Origin of the sequence: Thermovenabulum sp. (assembly GCF_049701175.1) — a bacterium.
In the GTDB taxonomy this organism is placed as follows: domain Bacteria; phylum Bacillota; class Thermosediminibacteria; order Thermosediminibacterales; family Thermosediminibacteraceae; genus Thermovenabulum.
On the sequence record NZ_JBNATW010000019.1, the window covers coordinates 27,966 to 47,243 of the forward strand.

A 19,278-nucleotide genomic window follows, 5' to 3' on the forward strand; every position below is an offset into this window, starting at 1 on the left:
AATGCTTAAAAAGGAGCTGATGCAGTATAGCGAGGACGTAGTAAATGGCAAAATTGTTGCTTGTCAGAAACATAAATGGGCCTGCGAAAGGTTTTTAAAAGACATAGAACGAGAGGGAACCGATGAGTTCCCTTTTATTTTTGATGAAGCAAAAGCAGAGCGATTCCTGGAATGGATGAGGTTATTCAAACATACGAAAGGCGTACTGGCAGGCCAGCACATAGAGCCGCACATTATACAAAAGTTTGTCTTTGGCAATATCTATGGCTGGGTTCATAAGGATACGGGCTTACGTAGGTTCAAGAAAGCATACTGGCAGGTTGCGAGGAAGAATGCAAAATCCCAAAGCCTTGCATGTGTGGCAAGCTATGAGGCCATGGCTTTAGGCGAGCCAATGGCCGAGGTGTACATTGGCGCAACCAAAAGAGAACAAAGCAAGATAGTTTGGAATGAAGTAAAAGCGCAATTGCAAGGTTGCGAACATTTGAAAGGCAAATACAGGGTTGCGTATGGGAAGATTGAGCATTTTAAAAGCGGTTCCGTGATAGTGCCGTTGTCAAAAGAAGACGGCAAAACCGGGGATGGTTTAAACGTTCAATGTGGCATCATCGATGAGTACCATGCACACCCGACGAGCGAGATATACGACGTATTAGTTTCAGGTATAGCAGCAAGGCCACAACCCTTGCTGGTAATTATCACGACAGCCGGCTTTGATTTGAACAATCCGTGTTATGCGGTTGAGTATAGATATGTTTCGCAAATACTTGACCCTAACAGCCCAATTGAAAACGACGAGTACTTTGTGATGATAAACGAGCTTGACAGAGATGATGACGTTAAAGACGAATCGGTTTGGGTGAAAGCAAATCCAATCTTGTGCAGCTATAAAGAAGGCATGGAGTTTTTGCGGGGGGCACTAAAAGAAGCGCTTGACGCACCGGAGAAAATGAGAAATTTCCTAACGAAGAATATGAACGTATGGGTAGACCAAAAGGATAGTGGTTACATGGATATGAATAAATGGGCCATGTGCGGGAGAAATTTAAAAGACTTTGAAGGCTATGAAGGAAGAGAGTGCTACATTGGGATTGACCTGTCGGCCAAAATAGACTTAACAAGCGTAGGTTTTGTTTTCCCTAACGATGATGGCACATATGCAATATTTTCCCACAGCTTCATGCCGGAAGAAACATTGCAAGCTAAAAGAAAAACCGACAAAGTGCCATACGACCTTTGGGTTAAACAAGGTTGGTTAACAGTAACAGAAGGTGCGGTAGTTGATTATGAGTTTGTCAAAGCATACATCAAAGAGGTTATCGAAAAGCACAATATCAAACCCGTTATGATTTGCTACGACCCTTGGAATGCTTCGCAATTTGCACAGGATATGGAAAAAGATGGCTTCGTAATGGTGGAGATAAGACAGGGCATAAAGACTCTTGGAGAGGCGACAAAAGACTTTAGAGAAAAGGTTTATCAGGGCAAGATAATACACAACAACAATCCTGTTTTGACATGGGCTGTTGGGAATGCTGTTACAAGGGCGGATGCAAACGAAAATATTATGCTTGACAAGAGTAAAAGCACGGAAAGGATTGACCCTATAGCTGCGATTATTAACGCATACAGCCAGGCCATGAAAAGGCAGAACGGCAAAGTAGATATAAACAAATATGCCGACATTGAGTTTTTGACGAAGCTATGGGGCTTATAAGGAAAGGCAGGTGAAAGCATGTGGCAATTGTAGAAAAGATAAAGTCGATTTTTATAAGAAGGCCCAAGAATCAAACGTTAACGCTCAACGAAGATGATGAATTAATTTTACAGGCTCTCGGCATTTCACCAAGTGATTATGTTGGCAAGAACTCTCTTAAGATAGCAACCGTCTTTGCGTGCATAAGAATTTTAAGCGAGGGTATTGCCAAGTTCCCCTTGAAGATATACCAAGACCAGGGAGGAAAACGCAAAGCAGTAGACCATTATTTATATCCATTGCTGAAATTAAGGCCGAATCCTTACATGACGGCTTTTGATTTTTGGAAATGCATAGAAGCGCAGCGCAATATACATGGAAACGCTTTTGTGTGGATGGAAATGCCTGCAAGAGGGCGGAATGCTGGCAAGATAAGCGCTTTTTGGCCATTGGATGCGAATAAGGTGCAAATTTGGGTCGATGATAAGGGTGTTTTTAGCACACAAAGCCGAATTTTCTATGTATTTACAGACAATTTAGGCAATCAATACAAGCTTTTACCCGACGAAGTCCTGCATTTTAAGGGATTTTCTTTGGATGGTATAGCTGGTATAAGCCCGCTAGAGTACCTCAGGAGAACGGTCGAAAATGCAGGAAATGCTGAAGAGTTTTTAAACAAATCACTCAAAGGCGGTATGACAGTTAAGGGAATAGTGCATTACATTGGCGATTTAAACCCTGAGGCGGAACAAAAATTCAGGGAGAAGTTTGAACAAATGGCAAACGGGCTACACAACGTCAACAGAATAGCTTTGCTGCCCATTGGTTATCAATTTCAGCCCATTAGCCTGACTATGGCAGATGCGCAATTTATTGAAAACACCCAGCTTACCATCAAACAGATAGCTTCAGCTTTTGGAATAAAAAATCATCAGCTTAATGACCTAGATAGGGCTACACATACAAACATATACGAGCAGCAGAGGGAGTTTTACATTGACACTTTGTTGCCAATCTTGACGATGTATGAGCAAGAAATGACTTATAAACTTTTTGTGGACAGCGAAATAGAGCAAGGCTATTATGTAAAATTCAACGTCGATGCGGTTTTGAGAGCAGACCTTAAAACACGGTATGAGGCATATCAAAAAGCAATACAAAGCGGTTTTCTGACTCCAAATGAGGTAAGAGAGATGGAAGAAAGAGAACCTAAGCCGGGAGGTGACAAACTGCTTATTAACGGTAACATGATGCCAATCGAAATGGCTGGCCAGCAATATATAAAGTGACTTGAAGGGAGGTGAAAGAAATATGAGGAAGTTTTGGGGTTTTAATAAGCTCAAAGGGAATGAAGCAGAGTTGTTGCTCTATGGGCCGATTGGTGATGAAGCGACATGGGGTAATGAAATAACAGCAAAGAAGTTTAAAGAAGATTTGGATGCTCTAGGCGACATTGATACGCTGAACATTTACATCAATAGCGAAGGTGGAGATGTGTTTGCAGGGCAGGCAATATATTCAATGCTGTCAAGACATAAGGCGCAAAAGATAGTTTACATTGACGGTTTGGCTGCGAGCATTGCTTCTGTGATAGCAATGGCCGGGGATTTAGTTGTAATGCCTAAAAACGCAATGATGATGATTCACAATCCCTGGACTATTGCAGCAGGCAATGCTGATTATTTCAGGAAGCTTGCAGATGATTTAGACAAGATAAGAGAAAGTTTAATTGTTGCTTATCAAAGCAAATCAAATTTAAGTAGGGAAAAGATTATAGAGCTTATGGATGCCGAAACGTGGATGACAGCAGAAGAAGCAGTGCAGTATGGATTTGCTGATGAAATAGAAAAGGAAAAGCAAGTTGCTGCAAGCATTGATGAGAAGTTCTTAAGGTTTTACAAGAACGTTCCAAAAAGTTTACTGCTAATAAAGAATGGTGTTGTTCCTGATGATATTTCAACGCAGACGGCACCGGAAGATACACCTTGGGAAGCTCCAACCCTGTCCGACTTCACAGACAAAACTTGGGATGAATTAAGCGATGAAGAGAAGAAGAATATTGCGAGACACTATGCTTGGACACCCAAGATGCCACCGGACAGGTTTAGCGATTTGAAATTGCCTCATCATGACCCTCATACGCATAAAGTAGTTTGGCGTGCTGTAGCGAATGCAGTTGCAAGATTAAATCAAGCTGATATTCCAGAGGCGGATATTGAAAAAGTAAAAAAACATCTGGCAAATCATTATAAGCAGTTTGGTAAAACTCCACCGTGGGAACAGGACAGTAATAGAACAAAGTTAGCAAAGGCTAAATTAGCCTTATTGCTTGAAATAATGAAACAAAATAAAAGGAGGAATGATTAATATGACAAGGGAGAAAAGAGAGCTTTTAAACAAGTTGCAAGAATTAGAGGCAGAAGCAAAAGAACTGTTAAAGGCTGATGATGCGAATACTGAAAAAATAGAATCTGTCACGAAAGAAATTAGAGATGTGAAGGCTAAACTCGAAGCGCTTGATGAGCTTGAAAGAGAGGTGGATTTAGGCAGAATGAGGCAATATGAAGACAAAGTTGATGGTGTAAAGGCATTTTTCAAAGCACTTAGAAGGGAACCGCTCACAGATGTTGAAGCTGCACTGCTTACAACCGGGACTGACGGAGAAAGCTATTTGATACCGGAAGATGTTAAAACGAAAATTAATGAATTAAGAAGGCAGTATAAATCTGCAAGGCCTCTAATCGGCTCTTATCCTACAACCACTTTGACTGGGACTTTGGTATTTGAGGATATAAGCACGGTTACTGAATTGACTAACTTTACGGACGATAATACGGAATTGCCCGCATCCAACAATCCCAAATTTACTACCGTAAACTATACGGTCAAGGCTTATGGCGCAATATTGCCCGTATCCAGGGCACTTTTACAAAATGAAACCGGCGGATTGCTTGATTATCTCGGAAGGTGGTTTAACAAGAAAGCTATCAGGACAGAAAACAAGAAGATTTTTGAAACTTTGAAGCTTAACAAGACACCTAAGGAACTGACAGGCTTTAAAGCGTTAAAGAAATCTTTGACTGTTGATATTGACCCTGCACTCGAGTCCGAAATTGTTATAGTAACAAATCAAGATGGATTTGCTTACTTAGACGATGAGACTGATACGACAGGAAGACCCATACTGCAGCCCGACCCGACCAAGCCGACGCAAAAACTCTTTATGGGATATCCGGTGGTTATATTTAGTAATGCAGAGCTGCCGAATGTTGTTGATGCAAACGGAACCAGAGCGCCAATTTTCTATGGCGCCCTAAACGAAGGGGCTATATTTGTTAATAGGGATGTATACGAGTTTAGTTCGTCTGAACATGCAGGGTTTACGAAGAACCAAATCTTCCTCAGGATTATTGAATACTTTGACGTCGTGCAGGCCGATAAAGATGCGTATGTGTATGGCGAATTGAAGTTATCTTAATGCAAATAGGCAAGGGTAGCTTATTGCTGCTCTTGCCTATTGCTTTAAAGGCGGTGGTTGATGTTGATTTTGACTTTAGAAGAAGCTAAGAAATTTCTGAGAGTAGATGATGATGCGGAAGATGTGCTAATTCAAGGGCTTATAACGTCTGCAGAAGAATACATTAAGAACGCTACAGGAAAGACGTTTGATAGCGCAAACGAGTTGGCAAAACTGGCTTGCAAATTACTTGTAGCACATTGGTATGAAAACAGAGGTATTGATTTGGCGGGCATTAACACAAAGAAAATATCTTTTAGCTTAGATGTGATATTGACTCAGCTTAAATATTGTTACGAAGGTGTGACGACAGTATGAACATAGGCGATATGCGGCACAGGATAACGCTACAAAAGAAAATGAACATTGTAGACGCAGATGGCTTTACAACGCAACAATGGCAAGACGTCGCAACTGTTTGGGCAGCGGTGGAAAATTTGCACGGCAGGGAATACTGGGAAGCGGCAGCGGTTCAGGCGGAGAATACGGTGAAGTTTACGATTCGATATAGACCTGACGTAGACCAAACGATGCGAATATTATTCAAAGGAAAAGTTTACAACATTCTTTCTGTAGACAATATCAAATATCGCAATGAGTTTATTGAGATAAAGGCGAGGGAGCTTGCTCAAAATGAAGTTTGAGATTAAAGGTTTGGATGAGTTTTCAGAAAAGCTGCAAATAGCAATCAAGAAGTATCCAGACAAGGCAGAAGAAAAGCTTATTAGCATAGCATGTGAGTTTAGAAAAGATGTGAAAAAGAAAACTCCAGAGATGACAGGCAGACTAAAGAAGAGCTATAAACTGAGTCAAGTAAAACAGATTGGGCGAACAATGTATATCGAATTCAGAAGCACAGCTCCACACTTTCATCTTATAGAGCGAGGGCATTTTCAGAAAACTAAGCATGGCGATAGATGGATACCAGGCTTTCGCATGGTGGGAAAGACAGTTGAGGAATATGAAGAAAAGATACCGCATGAAATAAATGAATGGCTTGAGGACATATTTAAGGAGCTGAGATAAATGCTCACATTTTGGGATATCAAAAAAGCAGTGGCAGAGAGGATAAAGACAAAATTTAATTACCCCATCTATGTAAATGATGTTACAGAAGGTTTTTCAAAACCTTCTTTTTTTGTTCGTATTTTTCCAATTACAAGCGAGATAGCAAATGCTAATACCACTCACAATAAGGTAACAGTCGAGATAAATTACTTTCAGGCCCAGAAATCAGAGCAAGACAACTTACAGACAATGCAGGTTTTAAAAGAATTGTTTTTGCAACCTTTAGCAGTTTTAGATAGAAAGCTTATTTGCGAAGACTTGAGAGTTGAAGTAGCAGAAGAAGAGAAACAAATTTATCAGTTTTTGTTTGACTTAGATTATTACGATGAGCTTCCAAAGACTACAGAGTCTTATGAGCTTATGGGTGAAATTCTGATAAATGAGGAGGTTGAGCAATAATGGGTTTGCCAGCAATTAATATCATTTTCAAGGAAGTTGCTGCGACTGCGTTTCAAAGAGGAGAAAGAGGAATAGTAGCGTTAATTCTCAAAGATACGAATGTGCCTGCAACTAATCCTTTTACAGTTACAACTGTCAGTGATATTCCGACAACATTATCTGAAGCAAATAAAGAACAGATTCAATTAGCCCTGATGGGATATATCAGACCATCACGAAAGGTTATAGTTTATGTGCTTCCTAATACAGCAACAGATTATACAGAAGCACAAAACTATTTAGAAACTGTTAAATGGGATTATGTAGCAGTGCCGGGCATACAAGCAGCCGAAACAACTGCTTTTGCAACTTGGATTAAGAATTTGAGAGATACAAAGAACAAGAAAGTTAAAGCAGTTTTACCCAACACAGCAGCAGACCATGAAGGGATTATCAATTTTGCGACACAGCAGATTGTAACTGCTGATAAGACCTACACTACAGCTGAATATTGTTCAAGAATAGCGGGCATGTTGGCGGGGACACCACTTACTATATCAGCTACATTTGCACCGTTACCCGAAGTTATAGACTGCGACAAGCTAACAAAAGACGAGATGGATACAGCTATAAATCAAGGGAAACTCATACTTTACAATGACGGAGAAAAAATCAAGATAGCAAGAGCAGTTAACAGCTTGGTAACGACCACTCAAGACAAAGGCGAGAGCTTTAAGAAAATTAAGATTGTCGACGCAATGGATATGATTTATGACGACATCAAAAAAACTGCTGAAGATTATTACATCGGCAAATATGCAAACAGCTATGACAATAAGTGCTTGCTGATAAGTGCTATACAAGCGTATTTTGACCAATTAGAACTGGACGGCATATTAGACAAAGGCAAGAACAGTGTAGGAATAGATTTAGATGCGCAGATAGCATATCTTAAATCTCTTGGTTATGATGTAGACAGCATGCAAGAGCAGGAAATAAAAGAAGCAAACACAAGGGATAAAGTGTTTTTGAAAGCAAGCATAAAAATCTTGGACGCTATCGAAGATATTACCTTGAATATCAACATTTAACTTAGCGAGGTGATAAATAATGGCTTTACAGGGATATAAAGCCGAACAGGTTATAAACGGCACTTTCGGAGAAGTATGGATAAATGGCGAATATGTGGCAGAAGTAACAGGGCTTGAGGCTAAAGTTACGCTGGAAAAGTCAGAAGTAAATATAGTTGGGAAGCTGGCAAAAGGATACAAGGTTACTGGCTATGAAGGGAAAGGGACACTGAAGCTAAACAAGGTCACATCCAGATTTATAAAACTTATGAACGATAATATGAAGCAAGGCAAACAAACAGTATGCACTATCATATCAAAGCTGGCGGATCCGAACGCACTTGGCGCTGAAAGGATTGTTATCAAGGATGCTACATTTGATGAGCTTACATTAGCTAACTGGGAAGCAAGAAAACTTACTGAGGAGAGTATCCCGTTCACTTTTACTGATTGGGACGTGTTGGATACTATAAATGCATAGTGAGGTGTGATTTATGTCGCTGGTTGATAAATTATTGCAGTTAGACGCTGCAAAAATAAAAATGCCTGAGAAAGAAATAGAAATGAAAAGATTGAGTGAGTTATTAGACGAAAAGGTAGTTTTCAAAATACGGGCAATAGATGGAGAGAGATACGCAGATATACAGCGTTTAGCAATTAATATAAGCAACAAAGGAAATGTGAAAGACATAGATATGTATAAATTGCAGGTTCTGACTATTATCGAAGGCGTAGTAGAACCAAACCTAAAGGACAAGAGATTGCTTGAGCACTTTAATTGTGCAACACCGGAAGAGCTTGTTAAGAGGTTATTGCTCGCAGGAGAGATAACAGACTTATACAACGAAATAGCAAAGCTTTCAGGATATGAGACAGAGGTTGAAGATATAAAAAACTAATAGAATCCGACGGTGAGGTGCAGTTTATGTATCTTTTGTTTAAGCATAAAGGCATCTTGCCGTCGGAGTACTATTGGAAACCGGCAGGAGAAAAGATGATTATTAGAGCTTTCTTAGAAAAAGAGATAGAAGAAAAAGAAAAAGAAAAAGAAGAGTTATTTAAATTATTTAACCCCTGATCCTTGAAAATTGGCCAGATATGGCATAAATTAAAGTTAAAAGAAATGAATAGGGGGGTCAGTATATGGGTTTATTTAAGAGTAAAGATGAAAAAGAAGCACAAAGAAAAGAATTATTAAATGCAAAAATGGCTCTTTACAATTTACAAAATTTGTCACAGGAAGATAAAGAGGTTGTAAACGGGATAATGGAAGGACTGCGAGGGAGTGGATTAATTGAATTTGGCACAATATTTCATGGAAAAGCAGAAGATGTTGCAAAATTGGGTTATTTAAGAGCTTTACTAGAACAAAATTGGCTTATTATAAAATTGCTAAATGAAATAAACCAAAAATTAGATAAAAAAGGATAGCAAAAACCAATATCCATCCTAACAAGCGTTAGGATGGATATTTTTATGGTGGTGTGTATTATGGCTAAAGTAATAGATGCAATTATACAACTGCGTGACAACTTCAGCGCACAAATGGAAAAAGTAACCGATTCAATGGTTAGAGCGCAAAAACAAATTAATAGACTATCAAAGGAATATGCTAAAGTTGGAAAAGATTTACAAAAAGCAGGCGATTCGCTAACTAAAAGTATAACGTTACCTGTGGTTGGTGCAGGAGTAGCAGCTGTAAAATTTGCTATGGATTTCGAAAACGGAATGGCAAAAGTAGCGACAATTGCGGATACAACAAAGGTATCTTTAGATACGATTAGAAAAGGATTAATAACTTTGTCGAATCAGACAGGAATAAGCGTAAATGAACTCACAGAGGCAGAATATCAGGCGCTTTCAGCAGGTGTGGATACGGCCAATTCTGTAAAATTCTTAGAGGCAGCGGTAAAGGCAGCAAAAGGAGGTTTTACAGACACAACAACGGCAGTAGATGCTCTTTCTACAGTGCTTAATGCATATGGGCTAACCGCCAAAGAAGCTAAACGCATTACAGACGAAATGATGGTAGCACAAAACTATGGCAAAACGACGTTCGGAGAAATGGCAAAGTCTATTGGTAATGTTATTCCTATTGCATCAGCTTTAAACGTAAGCACTAAAGAACTTTTTGCTTCGATTGCAGTGCTCACAAAGAATGGTATACAGACAAGTGAAGCAGTAACAGGATTGAAAGCGGCGCTCTCTAACATAATGAAACCTTCCAGCGAGGCAAGTAAACTTGCAAAACAGTTAGGGCTTGATTTCAGCGCTGCACATTTGCAAAGCGTAGGATGGGCAAAATTTTTGGAAGAAGTAAGACAAAAGACACATAACAATGCTGCACAAATGGCTGTTCTTTTTGGCAGTGTAGAAGCACTTAATGCAGTTACAGTGCTCGCAGGCAAAGGTGCGAAAGATTTTAGCACGGCACTTGATATGATGAAGAATTCGGCAGGAACTACTGATAAAGCATTCGAGCAAGTAACAAAGACGACAGGAGCAAGGCTAAATAAGTCGCTTAACAGCTTAAAGAATAGTGCAATTCAATTTGGTGACGCAATATCACCGATGGTTGAAAAAGTAGCCGATGCAATAAGCAAAATTGCGGATAGGTTTAATTCTCTTACTCCGGAACAGCAGAAAACAATAATGTATTTTGCGATTATGGCTGCATCATTGGGCCCTGTTCTTAAGACTACTGGCAAGATTTTTACAACGGTAAGTAATGTTACTAAAAGAGTGTCTGATGCTATAAAGGTGTTTAAGACTTCTGCTTCAATTGGACGTGCATTACTGACTATTATAGGTCCAGCAAATTTAGTTGTTTTAGCTGTAATCGCAATAGCAGTTGCAGCATTTCTGATTATAAAGTATTGGAAGCCGATTAAGAAATTTTTTGCTGAACTATGGGAAGGCATTAAGCAGAAAGCTGTAACAGCATGGAACTTTATAACCGATAGTGTTAAAGGGTTTATTAATTCCATAATTAAAGGGCTTAACTTATTGATTGATGGGATAAATAAATTGCACTTCAAGGTACCAAATTGGGTTCCGCTTATTGGGGGCAAAGAATGGGGCTTTAATTTACCTAAAATACCAATGTTAGCAGCAGGAACTGATTACTTCCAAGGCGGTCCTGCAATAGTAGGAGAGAAAGGCCCCGAACTTGTTTACTTGCCAAGAGGTTCAAAGGTTATCGACAATCAAAAGACAGAGAAATTATTAAGTAGCAAGAAAAGTGTCAACGTTACAATAAATGTTGAGAAAATGGAAGTTAGAAGCGAAGCAGACTTAAAGAAGTTTGCCGAAATGTTTGTAAGTATGCTTGAAAAAGAAGTTCTTAATTATGGAGGTGCTGGATAATGGAGTTTTGGCTAACATTTAACAATGGTACAGAAAAATTGCGATTACCGGTGCCTCCTGAAAGTTTTGAATTAAGCGTAGGGAACAATAATACAACAGTAAATATACACAATATCGGAGAAATAAATCTTATTGGCAAAGGAAAGCTTGCCACTATTACGATTAGTTCTTTTTTTCCTGCACAGGAATATGATTTTTGTGATTACACAGGCTTCCCAAAACCTTATGAGTGCGTGGCAATGATAGAAAAATGGAGAAATAGCGGTAGGCCAATCAGATTTATCATTACAGAAACGCTGATTAATCTTGCATGTGCAATTGAAAATTTTAATTATGGTGAAAAAGACGGTTCGGGCGATGTATACTTTACCCTTGAGCTAAAGGAATATCGTTTTGTAAATGTACAGCAGGCAGCATTAGAGCAGAAAGGCTATAGTATGCCAGCAACAAAAAGAGAAACAACAAAAACTATACCAAACACGTATATAGTCAAAAAAGGCGATACGCTTTGGATAATAGCTAAAAAGCTCACGGGAAAAGGTGAAAACTATAAAATTATTGCTCAAAAAAATAACATCAGAGATCCCAACAAAATTTATCCAGGCATGAAGTTGGTGATATAATGAAGGTCATTTTGATAAACAGTAGTGGAACAAAAGATATAACACAGCTTATTACAAAGATCACGTGGTCCGGAGACTATCAGCAGGCAGCCCGCAAGCTTGAAACCAATGTTGCAGTATCACCAACGGATTATTATCTTCCAAAGATTTATATAGCCCTCGGAAATATGCTCAAATTACTTACTGACGATGGTATAGAGTTATTCCAGGGCTATGTTTTTTACAAAGAAAAATCTATCTCAAACAATGAAATGAGAATTACAGCTTATGATGGGCTGATTTATCTTTTGAAATCGAAAGGAACATATAATTTCAAAAAGATGACAGCAGAAGCAATTACAAAAAAGGTAGCCGATGATTTTGGTATACCTGTAGGCACATTGGCAAACACAGGGATAGTGCAAAGTTTTATAGCAGATGGCCAGACCATTTACGATATTATTATGCAGGCTTACACAAATGCTTCAAAACAGAACGGTAAAAAATACATGCCAATAATGCAACAAGGTAAATTAAATGTTATAGAAAAAGGCAAAAGCGTAGCAAGGTATGTATTGTCATCTGATAGCAATATTGAGGATGCTACTTATACAGAAAGCATTGAAAACATGATAAACAGAGTGAAAATCTATGATGAGAATAAAAATCTAATTGGGACTGTTGAAAATTCTGAGTGGATAAAATTGTATGGTATTTTACAGGAGGTATATGTAAAAGAAAAAGATAAAAATCCGCAGATTGTAGCAAAAAATATGCTTAAAGGAGTAGAAAGGACAGCTTCCTTATCTGGTGTTTTAGGCAATACAGATTGTATTACGGGAATGGCAGTACAAGTAAAAGAGTCTTACACAGGTTTAGTGGGGCTCTTTTATATTGATACAGATACTCATACTTGGCAAAACGGTCAATACACAATGGATTTAGGACTTTCATTTCAGAATGTTATGGATGAGAAGGAGGCGACTGCATGAAAAAAAATCCTTACAGCACATTAATTAAAATAATGCGAGAACAAGGAGCTAAATATAATCCACCTTCTATTCAAATAGGACAAGTTATATCGCCTCCGCCTAATATTGTAATTAAGATTGGAGACCTACAAGTTGACAAAGACAATATCCTTATAGCTGATTATTTGTTACCAACTTATCAGCGTCAAATATCCATTCCCATGACATCAGGCGCAGGAATAATGTCATCTGAAATTGTAGGCGACCACGGAACACATACACACACAATATATCAACTTGAAATCAGTCAAGGGAAAATTCAAACGCAAGATACATTAAAATCTGGCGATTTAGTGGCAGTTATGCCTACAGAAGACAGACAAACGTATATTGTGCTTGCAAAGGTGGTGTCTCTAAGTGGCTGATAGCATTTTCCCTTTTATTGATATTCCTTCTACTGTTGAACAAACATCAAGTAAAACGCTTATACCGAAGGAGTATGTTTGGGATTTTTCGACTAACAACTTTAAACTCGTAAACGGCAAAGTGCAGGTTGTCGAAGGCTTAGAAGCAATAAAAATCAAGGTTTATAAAGCACTTATGACACAGCGATATAGATACCCAATCTACAGTTGGGACTATGGAAGCGAGTTTGAGCAGCTAATCGGCAAAGATTATTCAAAAGAACTGGTAGAAGCAGAGGCTAAAAGATTTGTTGAGGAAGCTCTTAAAGAGTATCTTGATAAGGGCTGGATAACGGGGCTTAAGGACGTTGAAACATCATTTTTAGGCGACGAATTAAGTGTTGGTTTTACGATTGAAACGCCTTATGGGGAGGCGAATATAAGTGTATGAAAATCAGACTTTTGACGCAATAATGCAAAGATTGCTTAGTAAAGTGCCTTCTGACATTGACAAGTCAGAAGGTTCTTTTATTTATGACGCTTTGGCTCCTGTTGCTTTAGAACTGGCACAGGCTTATGTAGAACTGGATAGAATACTGCAAATAGTCTTTGCACAAACAAGCTATGGAGAATGGCTTGACAAGAGAGCTGCTGAGTTTAGCATATACAGAAGGGCAGGCACAAAAGCGATAGGACAGGTAAAGTTCACTGGTAATGATGGAACAGTTATTCCTGTCGGGACTCTGGTTCAAACAGAGTCAGGATTACAATTTCAAACTAAGGCAGAAGTAACAATTCAAGGTGGAGTAGCAGTAGCAGACATAGAAGCGGTTGAAACGGGCTCACAATACAATGTGCCAGCAAATACAATTACTGAGATGCCAGTGCAAATTGTTGGGGTGATAAGCGTAACGAACGAAGCACCAACGACAGGGGGCACTGATGAAGAAAACGACGCAAGCTTATTAAATAGATTGCTTATCAAAGTTCAAACTCCCGCTACAAGTGGTAATGCTAATCATTACAAACTCTGGGCTTTAGAAGTCGCAGGGGTAGGCAATGCAAAGGTGTTTCCACTTTGGAATGGACCGGGAACGGTGAAGGTGGTAATCATTGATTCAAACAAGCAACCAGCCAGCACTGACATTGTAAATGCTGTTGCTACTCACATTGAAGAGAACAGACCGATTGGTGCACAAGTGACAGTGCAAAGTGCTCAGGCGTTAGCTATAAATGTTTCAGCAACGATTGTAAGGAATACGAATTATACTTTAGAGCAAGTAACAACAAATGTTCAAAATAAGATAACAGAATACTTAAAGTCAATAGCATTTAAGCAAAGCTACGTTTCATATGCACAAATAGGCTCGTTGATACTGGATAGCGAGGGAGTTCTGGATTATAGTAATTTAACTATCAATGGTGGAACAGCGAATATAAGCATCGGTGATGAGCAAGTAGCAGTGTTGGGGCAGGTGGTATTGAATGAGTGATGTTACAAGGTATGTGCCGGAGTTCTTGCTACAGAGTAAAGTCTTTCAAACAATTTACAACGTTGAAAACGATGAGCTGACAGGCGTTGAGAATGCTATAAACGACATTTTAAATCAATGCTTTGTAGATACTGCGACTTGGGGATTGAAATATTGGGAGCAGTTTTTAGGAATACCGGTTGATGAAAACAAGCCTTATGAGTATAGACGCAGTGTAATAAAATCAAAAATCAGAGGAGCAGGAACAATAACAGTCAATCTCATTAAAACAGTCGCAGAGAGCTATTCAAATGGTGAAGTAGCAATAACTGAAAATGTTGCACCTTACACATTTGAAGTAAAATTCGTAGGCACAAAAGGAGTGCCACCTAACCTTGATGACCTGAAAAATGCAATAGAGCAGATTAAACCAGCGCATTTAGCAGTAACATATACATTTACTTATCTTATTTGGGATGAACTTGACAGTAAAAATTTAACTTGGGATGAATTCGATGCTTTAGGTTTAACGTGGGATGGATTGGAGGTGCTTAAATAATGCCTGAATTAACACCGAAACTGGGGATAAAAAAGCCACTTGGTAACGAGACTGTGTCCAGAGCGGCCTTTAACGAAAACTGGGATATAATAGACGCTAATGTAGTAGCCGATAAAGGCAACGTTCCCTCCATTCAAGCCGGCCTTGACGCAAACAAACCTGATCCCGGCACGGCTGGCAGGCTCTACGTGGCAACCGATACGCAAATCATTTATAGAGACACCGGCACCGCTTGGCAGAAGGTAGGCGTAGTGAAATGGGGGGATATAGAGGGGAAGCCTTCCAGCTTCCCGCCTTCGGCCCATAAATCCACCCATGCAAGCGGTGGTAGTGATCCTATTACTCCTGCTGATATAGGCGCAGTCAACAAAGCAGGGGATACGATGACTGGACTACTAACCTTTAATAGTGTTCTCTCATTGCAACTTGCCGGAAATGCAACCACAACAACACTTACAAGAAAAGGTATATATGGCACAGCCGACCCAGACGGAGAATTAGGATTTGTTACAAGCGGTTGGCAAATTAATCCGCGTTTTACTTTTTATATGAATAATGGTGGAACAATTACGCAGTGGGCTCAAATTGATGGAACTGGTATAAAAGTACGAGGCTACACCGTCTGGCACGCAGGCAACGACGGAGCGGGGTCAGGGCTGGATGCGGATAAGTTGGATGGAGTAGAATTAGTAGATATTCATAGTCCAACTCGAGGAACTGTCACATATACAGATACAATTCCTGCAAATAGTACGTTAACAAAAACAATAGCAATCGGTAAAACTGCAAAACATGGTCGAGTATTCATTACAGGGCCGGGTGGAGGTGTAATCAGTTTTTTTAATACTACGAGTGGTGCAGCTATTACTACAGGGGCATATTCAATATATGGAGTAAGTTATCCGCAAGCAGGAAATGCTTGGTCTGGAACTGTAGTAGATAGATATAGGGGAGCTTTGAATTATAATTACGGGAACAATGCAGTTAGTAATAATAGCGACATAAACTTAATTGACATTTATATATCTGGCAGTAATATTATACTCGTATTTCAAAATGTAAACGCAAGCAATGCATATGCATTAAATACAACAATCATATGGGAGGTGTGGTAATGGTTTACTTTGTTGAGATTCAAGACAAAAAAATTGTTACGAAAGGCTTTGGCCCAGCAAAAACTGATAATCAAATAGAGATTACAAAAGAAATATATGAACAACTTACAAGCCTTCCAGCAGAATTTGAAACGGACGCTGAAGGGAATATAATATCTGTTATACCAATTTTACAACCAGAGCCAGAATCTGAAACACAGCCGCAACAACTCAGCATAGAAGACCGCATCGCCGACCTCGAAATGGCTCTTGCAACCATTTTAGGAGGTGCTATGTAATGTTGAAGTGGAAGAAAAACATTTTTGTCCGTGTAATTCAGCGACGCATAACAGAAGAAGGTCGCACAGCAGAGGAAATTTTAGCGGAATATCCAGCACTATCTGAAGAAGAAAGGCAGGAAATTCTCAATACTATCCAGCAGGGTTAACGCCCTGCTTTTATTCTTAAAATAAGGGAGGATTGGGGGAATGGATATGAGCGAAAAAATTGCATATTTGGAAGTGCAACATGCACGGCTTGAGGAGAGAGTAGAGGATTTGGAGGATTGGAAGAAGAAAACAAACGGGCATTTAGAACGCATTGAGGCACGGCTAAACGGAATTGGCTGGGGCATTGCTGCCACGCTGGGCGGGGTGGTAGTGGATTTGATATTGAGGTTAGCGGGGCGGTAGTATGCGTGAATTCTTTTCGATACAGGAAAAGAAAATTTCGACGTTAATTATTGCGTTTTTATTTTTTTGTATATTAGGTGCATATTTAGCAATTACGGGCGAAACAAGAGATTTACCGCCAAATCTCGTTTCTGTCATTATTGCACTTATAACAGCTATTGCGGGCGTAAATGCGGTAGATAGCTGGGCACGTAAAGAAAGAAGAGAAACTGAAGAAGGAGATGGGGAAAATGGCACAATTTAAACCGACTCATATAATGATACATCACTCAGCTACAGAGCAAGGCAATGCAGACATTTTTAGACGTTATCATATGAGCAAAGGCTGGAGGGATATAGGTTATCATTTCGTAATATGTAACGGGAACGGTGGTAAAGATGGAGAAATACAGAAAGGCAGGGCTGAAACGGAAGCAGGTGCGCATTGTTTAGAAGGCAACATGAATCAAAAGGCGTTAGCTATATGCCTTGTAGGAAATTTTGATGACCATAAGCCAAGTAATGCACAATATCAATCATTAGTAAAGCTGACAAGAGAATTGATGAAAAAATATAACATCCCGATTGACAATATAGTCATGCACAGACAATATGCTATAAACAAAGCAACAGGGAAACCTTATAAATCTTGTCCGGGATGGGCTTTTGATTTAGATGAGTTTAAAAAAATGGTGATTAAAGAGGAGGTAATAGAATTGTTTAAGGACATTGAAGGTCACTGGGCAAAATCCAGTATAGAGAGACTTGCTCAACTGGGAATAATTCGGGGAGATGAGCAAGGCAATTTCAATCCTGATAGGCCTATCACAAGAGCGGAAGTAGTAGTGCTTTTGGATAGGCTTTTAAAATTGTTAGGGAGGTAAGAATATGTTAAAACAAAAACTAATGTCCCGCAAATTTTGGGTAGCCGTAGCAACGGCTGTTTTTATTATCCTCTCGGAGGGACTGGGTTTAAACGTTGATAAAGATGTGTACTGGAAAATAGTCGCTCTTGCGATGAGTTACATTTTTGGTGAAAGTGCGGTTGACATTGCAAGGGCAAAGGCGACACAGCAGGAGGAAGCAAAACAAGAACCCCCGGCGTAAGACCGGGGGTGTTTTTGTTTTTTTATTACCCATATAGTGTGAAAAACTGTGGAATAAACATTTACGACGGGCTTTTAAAATTGTCTACCCATATAGTATAATAAAAACAATACGAATAGATGAAAATACGTTAATTGAGGAAATAATTGTCTACCCATATAGTAAAATAAAAACGTGCAAGAATTTCCGGGCCTGCACTGGATAAGAAATAAAACCGTCCCTATTCCCATTATAGAATATTCTTTTTTTAAAAGCAAGAATTTTAATCGGTGCCATTTTGGTGCCATTTTTCTGCTCTAACCTGCAAAAGTGACACAAAAACAAGAACCCCCGGCGTAAGACCGGGGGTGTTTTTCATATTAGCAATATATTAGCAAATGACTAAAAATAAAAGGCTTGGGAATATTAACCATCCTCCCAAGCCTTAATTTTATTGCCTTTCTGGAGCTGATGGAGGGATTCGAACCCTCGACCTGCGCATTACGAGTGCGCTGCTCTGCCTGCTGAGCTACATCAGCGATTTTTTACAAATTATATTTTATAGGTTTTGATTATGTTAGTCAATAAGATTTTATAGACTTGTGTGGTTATTTTATGATAATGGCACCTTGTAGATTATCGTAATAAAATGTCACTATGAGGAAGGAAAAAATTGTTTTGGGCAAAGAAGAAACCAAATAAACTTAAAGCTAATAAATATATTAATGATAAATGATAAAAAAAGGAGTAAAATGGTTAAAACAGAAGATAAAGTTGTTTAGAAAAGATATTTGAAAAATAAAACCGATAGAAATTTGATTGAATTAAGTTGACATAGTTAATAAAGTTGAGTATAATCAAAATTGATATTGTGAGGTTAAAAAGAAAATAAAGATTTCGGTGGCCATAGCGGAGGGGAAACACCAGTATCCATACCGAACACACAGGTTAAGCCCTCCAGCGCCGATGGTACTGGGGAAATCCCGGGAGAGTAGGTCGCTGCCGAAATCTTTATAAATAAAGGTGTTCCTCGATAGCTCAGCGGTAGAGCATCCGGCTGTTAACCGGAGGGTCGCAGGTTCGAATCCTGCTCGGGGAGCCATTTTTGTTTCAATATCATCTAATTTTTTATGTAGAATCAAGGAACAAGGTAAGTGAGATGGTTACTAAAAAAATGATATTATATTAATAAACCTGTTCCTTATTAAAAAAAGTATTAATAAAATATTTGTTTGTTTAAAGTGATAATTAAAAAAATTAAAATCAGGGTTGACAAAAGGAGAAGCAGCTGATATAATACGAAACTGTGGCGCCTGAGAGAGGC

The 19,278-nt window shown here is 39.1% G+C and carries 27 protein-coding genes, 2 tRNA genes and 1 rRNA gene; 29 read left to right on the plus strand and 1 reads right to left on the minus strand.

Annotated features, from left to right (window positions below; all coding sequences use genetic code 11):
* Position 1: 1 nt before the first annotated feature.
* The 27 genes from ACPLVF_RS07775 (at position 2) to ACPLVF_RS07905 (ending at position 17,975) form a co-directional block, all read left to right on the plus strand.
* Complete coding sequence (locus tag ACPLVF_RS07775) at positions 2 to 1,717, plus strand: terminase large subunit (protein ID WP_424907263.1); 1,716 nt, start codon at positions 2 to 4, stop codon at positions 1,715 to 1,717.
* Positions 1,718 to 1,737: 20 nt separating this feature from the next.
* Complete coding sequence (locus ACPLVF_RS07780; protein WP_424907264.1) at positions 1,738 to 2,985, plus strand: phage portal protein; 1,248 nt, start codon at positions 1,738 to 1,740, stop codon at positions 2,983 to 2,985.
* Between the two features lie 22 nt (positions 2,986 to 3,007).
* Positions 3,008 to 4,063 carry a head maturation protease, ClpP-related gene (locus tag ACPLVF_RS07785; protein ID WP_424907265.1) on the plus strand — a complete coding sequence of 352 codons (1,056 nt, stop codon included), beginning with the start codon at positions 3,008 to 3,010 and terminating at the stop codon, positions 4,061 to 4,063.
* Between the two features lies 1 nt (position 4,064).
* Positions 4,065 to 5,174: a phage major capsid protein gene (locus tag ACPLVF_RS07790; protein ID WP_424907266.1), complete on the plus strand. Its 1,110-nt coding sequence runs from the start codon at positions 4,065 to 4,067 to the stop codon at positions 5,172 to 5,174.
* Between the two features lie 63 nt (positions 5,175 to 5,237).
* Complete coding sequence (locus tag ACPLVF_RS07795; protein WP_424907289.1) at positions 5,238 to 5,531, plus strand: head-tail connector protein; 294 nt, start codon at positions 5,238 to 5,240, stop codon at positions 5,529 to 5,531.
* Entirely contained in the window at positions 5,528 to 5,857 is a 330-nt protein-coding gene (locus ACPLVF_RS07800; RefSeq protein WP_424907290.1) for a phage head closure protein, read from the plus strand. Before ACPLVF_RS07795 ends, ACPLVF_RS07800 begins: the two co-directional genes overlap by 4 nt.
* Positions 5,847 to 6,239, plus strand: coding sequence for an HK97 gp10 family phage protein (locus ACPLVF_RS07805; RefSeq protein WP_424907267.1), 393 nt, complete (start codon positions 5,847 to 5,849; stop codon positions 6,237 to 6,239). The genes ACPLVF_RS07800 and ACPLVF_RS07805 overlap by 11 nt, the downstream gene beginning before the upstream one ends.
* Positions 6,240 to 6,680 (plus strand): phage tail terminator family protein, encoded by a 441-nt coding sequence (locus tag ACPLVF_RS07810; protein ID WP_424907268.1) that lies wholly within the window; start codon positions 6,240 to 6,242, stop codon positions 6,678 to 6,680.
* A complete protein-coding gene (locus tag ACPLVF_RS07815; RefSeq protein WP_424907269.1) occupies positions 6,680 to 7,750 on the plus strand; it encodes a phage tail sheath subtilisin-like domain-containing protein in 1,071 nt (356 codons plus the stop codon). The genes ACPLVF_RS07810 and ACPLVF_RS07815 overlap by 1 nt, the downstream gene beginning before the upstream one ends.
* Before the next feature lie 19 nt (positions 7,751 to 7,769).
* Entirely contained in the window at positions 7,770 to 8,210 is a 441-nt protein-coding gene (locus tag ACPLVF_RS07820; protein ID WP_424907270.1) for a phage tail tube protein, read from the plus strand.
* A 13-nt stretch (positions 8,211 to 8,223) separates the two neighbouring features.
* Positions 8,224 to 8,628 (plus strand): phage tail assembly chaperone, encoded by a 405-nt coding sequence (locus ACPLVF_RS07825; protein WP_424907271.1) that lies wholly within the window; start codon positions 8,224 to 8,226, stop codon positions 8,626 to 8,628.
* Between the two features lie 26 nt (positions 8,629 to 8,654).
* Positions 8,655 to 8,807 (plus strand): hypothetical protein, encoded by a 153-nt coding sequence (locus ACPLVF_RS07830; RefSeq protein ID WP_424907272.1) that lies wholly within the window; start codon positions 8,655 to 8,657, stop codon positions 8,805 to 8,807.
* A gap of 65 nt (positions 8,808 to 8,872) precedes the next feature.
* Positions 8,873 to 9,160: a hypothetical protein gene (locus ACPLVF_RS07835; RefSeq protein WP_424907273.1), complete on the plus strand. Its 288-nt coding sequence runs from the start codon at positions 8,873 to 8,875 to the stop codon at positions 9,158 to 9,160.
* 60 nt (positions 9,161 to 9,220) lie between these two features.
* Positions 9,221 to 11,095 (plus strand): phage tail tape measure protein, encoded by a 1,875-nt coding sequence (locus tag ACPLVF_RS07840; protein WP_424907274.1) that lies wholly within the window; start codon positions 9,221 to 9,223, stop codon positions 11,093 to 11,095.
* Positions 11,095 to 11,718: a LysM peptidoglycan-binding domain-containing protein gene (locus ACPLVF_RS07845; RefSeq protein ID WP_424907275.1), complete on the plus strand. Its 624-nt coding sequence runs from the start codon at positions 11,095 to 11,097 to the stop codon at positions 11,716 to 11,718. Before ACPLVF_RS07840 ends, ACPLVF_RS07845 begins: the two co-directional genes overlap by 1 nt.
* Positions 11,718 to 12,689 (plus strand): XkdQ/YqbQ family protein, encoded by a 972-nt coding sequence (locus ACPLVF_RS07850; RefSeq protein ID WP_424907276.1) that lies wholly within the window; start codon positions 11,718 to 11,720, stop codon positions 12,687 to 12,689. The genes ACPLVF_RS07845 and ACPLVF_RS07850 overlap by 1 nt, the downstream gene beginning before the upstream one ends.
* On the plus strand, positions 12,686 to 13,093 hold the full coding sequence (locus ACPLVF_RS07855; protein ID WP_424907277.1) for a DUF2577 domain-containing protein: 408 nt from the start codon (positions 12,686 to 12,688) through the stop codon (positions 13,091 to 13,093). The genes ACPLVF_RS07850 and ACPLVF_RS07855 overlap by 4 nt, the downstream gene beginning before the upstream one ends.
* A complete protein-coding gene (locus ACPLVF_RS07860; protein WP_424907278.1) occupies positions 13,086 to 13,523 on the plus strand; it encodes a DUF2634 domain-containing protein in 438 nt (145 codons plus the stop codon). The genes ACPLVF_RS07855 and ACPLVF_RS07860 overlap by 8 nt, the downstream gene beginning before the upstream one ends.
* Positions 13,516 to 14,565, plus strand: a complete 1,050-nt coding sequence (locus tag ACPLVF_RS07865) for a baseplate J/gp47 family protein (protein WP_424907279.1) — start codon at positions 13,516 to 13,518, stop codon at positions 14,563 to 14,565. Before ACPLVF_RS07860 ends, ACPLVF_RS07865 begins: the two co-directional genes overlap by 8 nt.
* Positions 14,558 to 15,103, plus strand: a complete 546-nt coding sequence (locus tag ACPLVF_RS07870) for a YmfQ family protein (protein WP_424907280.1) — start codon at positions 14,558 to 14,560, stop codon at positions 15,101 to 15,103. Before ACPLVF_RS07865 ends, ACPLVF_RS07870 begins: the two co-directional genes overlap by 8 nt.
* A complete protein-coding gene (locus tag ACPLVF_RS07875; protein ID WP_424907281.1) occupies positions 15,103 to 16,218 on the plus strand; it encodes a hypothetical protein in 1,116 nt (371 codons plus the stop codon). The genes ACPLVF_RS07870 and ACPLVF_RS07875 overlap by 1 nt, the downstream gene beginning before the upstream one ends.
* A complete protein-coding gene (locus ACPLVF_RS07880; RefSeq protein ID WP_424907282.1) occupies positions 16,218 to 16,496 on the plus strand; it encodes a hypothetical protein in 279 nt (92 codons plus the stop codon). Before ACPLVF_RS07875 ends, ACPLVF_RS07880 begins: the two co-directional genes overlap by 1 nt.
* Positions 16,496 to 16,645 carry a hypothetical protein gene (locus ACPLVF_RS07885; protein WP_424907283.1) on the plus strand — a complete coding sequence of 50 codons (150 nt, stop codon included), beginning with the start codon at positions 16,496 to 16,498 and terminating at the stop codon, positions 16,643 to 16,645. Before ACPLVF_RS07880 ends, ACPLVF_RS07885 begins: the two co-directional genes overlap by 1 nt.
* A 40-nt stretch (positions 16,646 to 16,685) precedes the next feature.
* Positions 16,686 to 16,889 (plus strand): hypothetical protein, encoded by a 204-nt coding sequence (locus ACPLVF_RS07890; RefSeq protein WP_424907284.1) that lies wholly within the window; start codon positions 16,686 to 16,688, stop codon positions 16,887 to 16,889.
* 1 nt (position 16,890) lies between these two features.
* Positions 16,891 to 17,133 carry a hypothetical protein gene (locus ACPLVF_RS07895; RefSeq protein ID WP_424907285.1) on the plus strand — a complete coding sequence of 81 codons (243 nt, stop codon included), beginning with the start codon at positions 16,891 to 16,893 and terminating at the stop codon, positions 17,131 to 17,133.
* On the plus strand, positions 17,120 to 17,752 hold the full coding sequence (locus tag ACPLVF_RS07900) for an N-acetylmuramoyl-L-alanine amidase (RefSeq protein ID WP_424907286.1): 633 nt from the start codon (positions 17,120 to 17,122) through the stop codon (positions 17,750 to 17,752). Before ACPLVF_RS07895 ends, ACPLVF_RS07900 begins: the two co-directional genes overlap by 14 nt.
* Before the next feature lie 4 nt (positions 17,753 to 17,756).
* The gene (locus tag ACPLVF_RS07905) at positions 17,757 to 17,975 is read left to right on the plus strand and encodes a hypothetical protein (RefSeq protein WP_424907287.1); all 219 of its coding nucleotides are present in this window, start codon (positions 17,757 to 17,759) and stop codon (positions 17,973 to 17,975) included.
* 442 nt (positions 17,976 to 18,417) lie between these two features.
* Here the strand turns inward: ACPLVF_RS07905 and ACPLVF_RS07910 are convergent.
* A tRNA-Thr gene (locus ACPLVF_RS07910) sits at positions 18,418 to 18,493 on the minus strand.
* A 357-nt stretch (positions 18,494 to 18,850) separates the two neighbouring features.
* Between ACPLVF_RS07910 and rrf the strand changes: the two genes are divergently transcribed.
* Positions 18,851 to 18,962, plus strand: a 5S ribosomal RNA gene (gene rrf, locus ACPLVF_RS07915).
* Positions 18,963 to 18,981: 19 nt separating this feature from the next.
* Positions 18,982 to 19,056, plus strand: a tRNA-Asn gene (locus tag ACPLVF_RS07920).
* Positions 19,057 to 19,278: the final 222 nt, after the last annotated feature.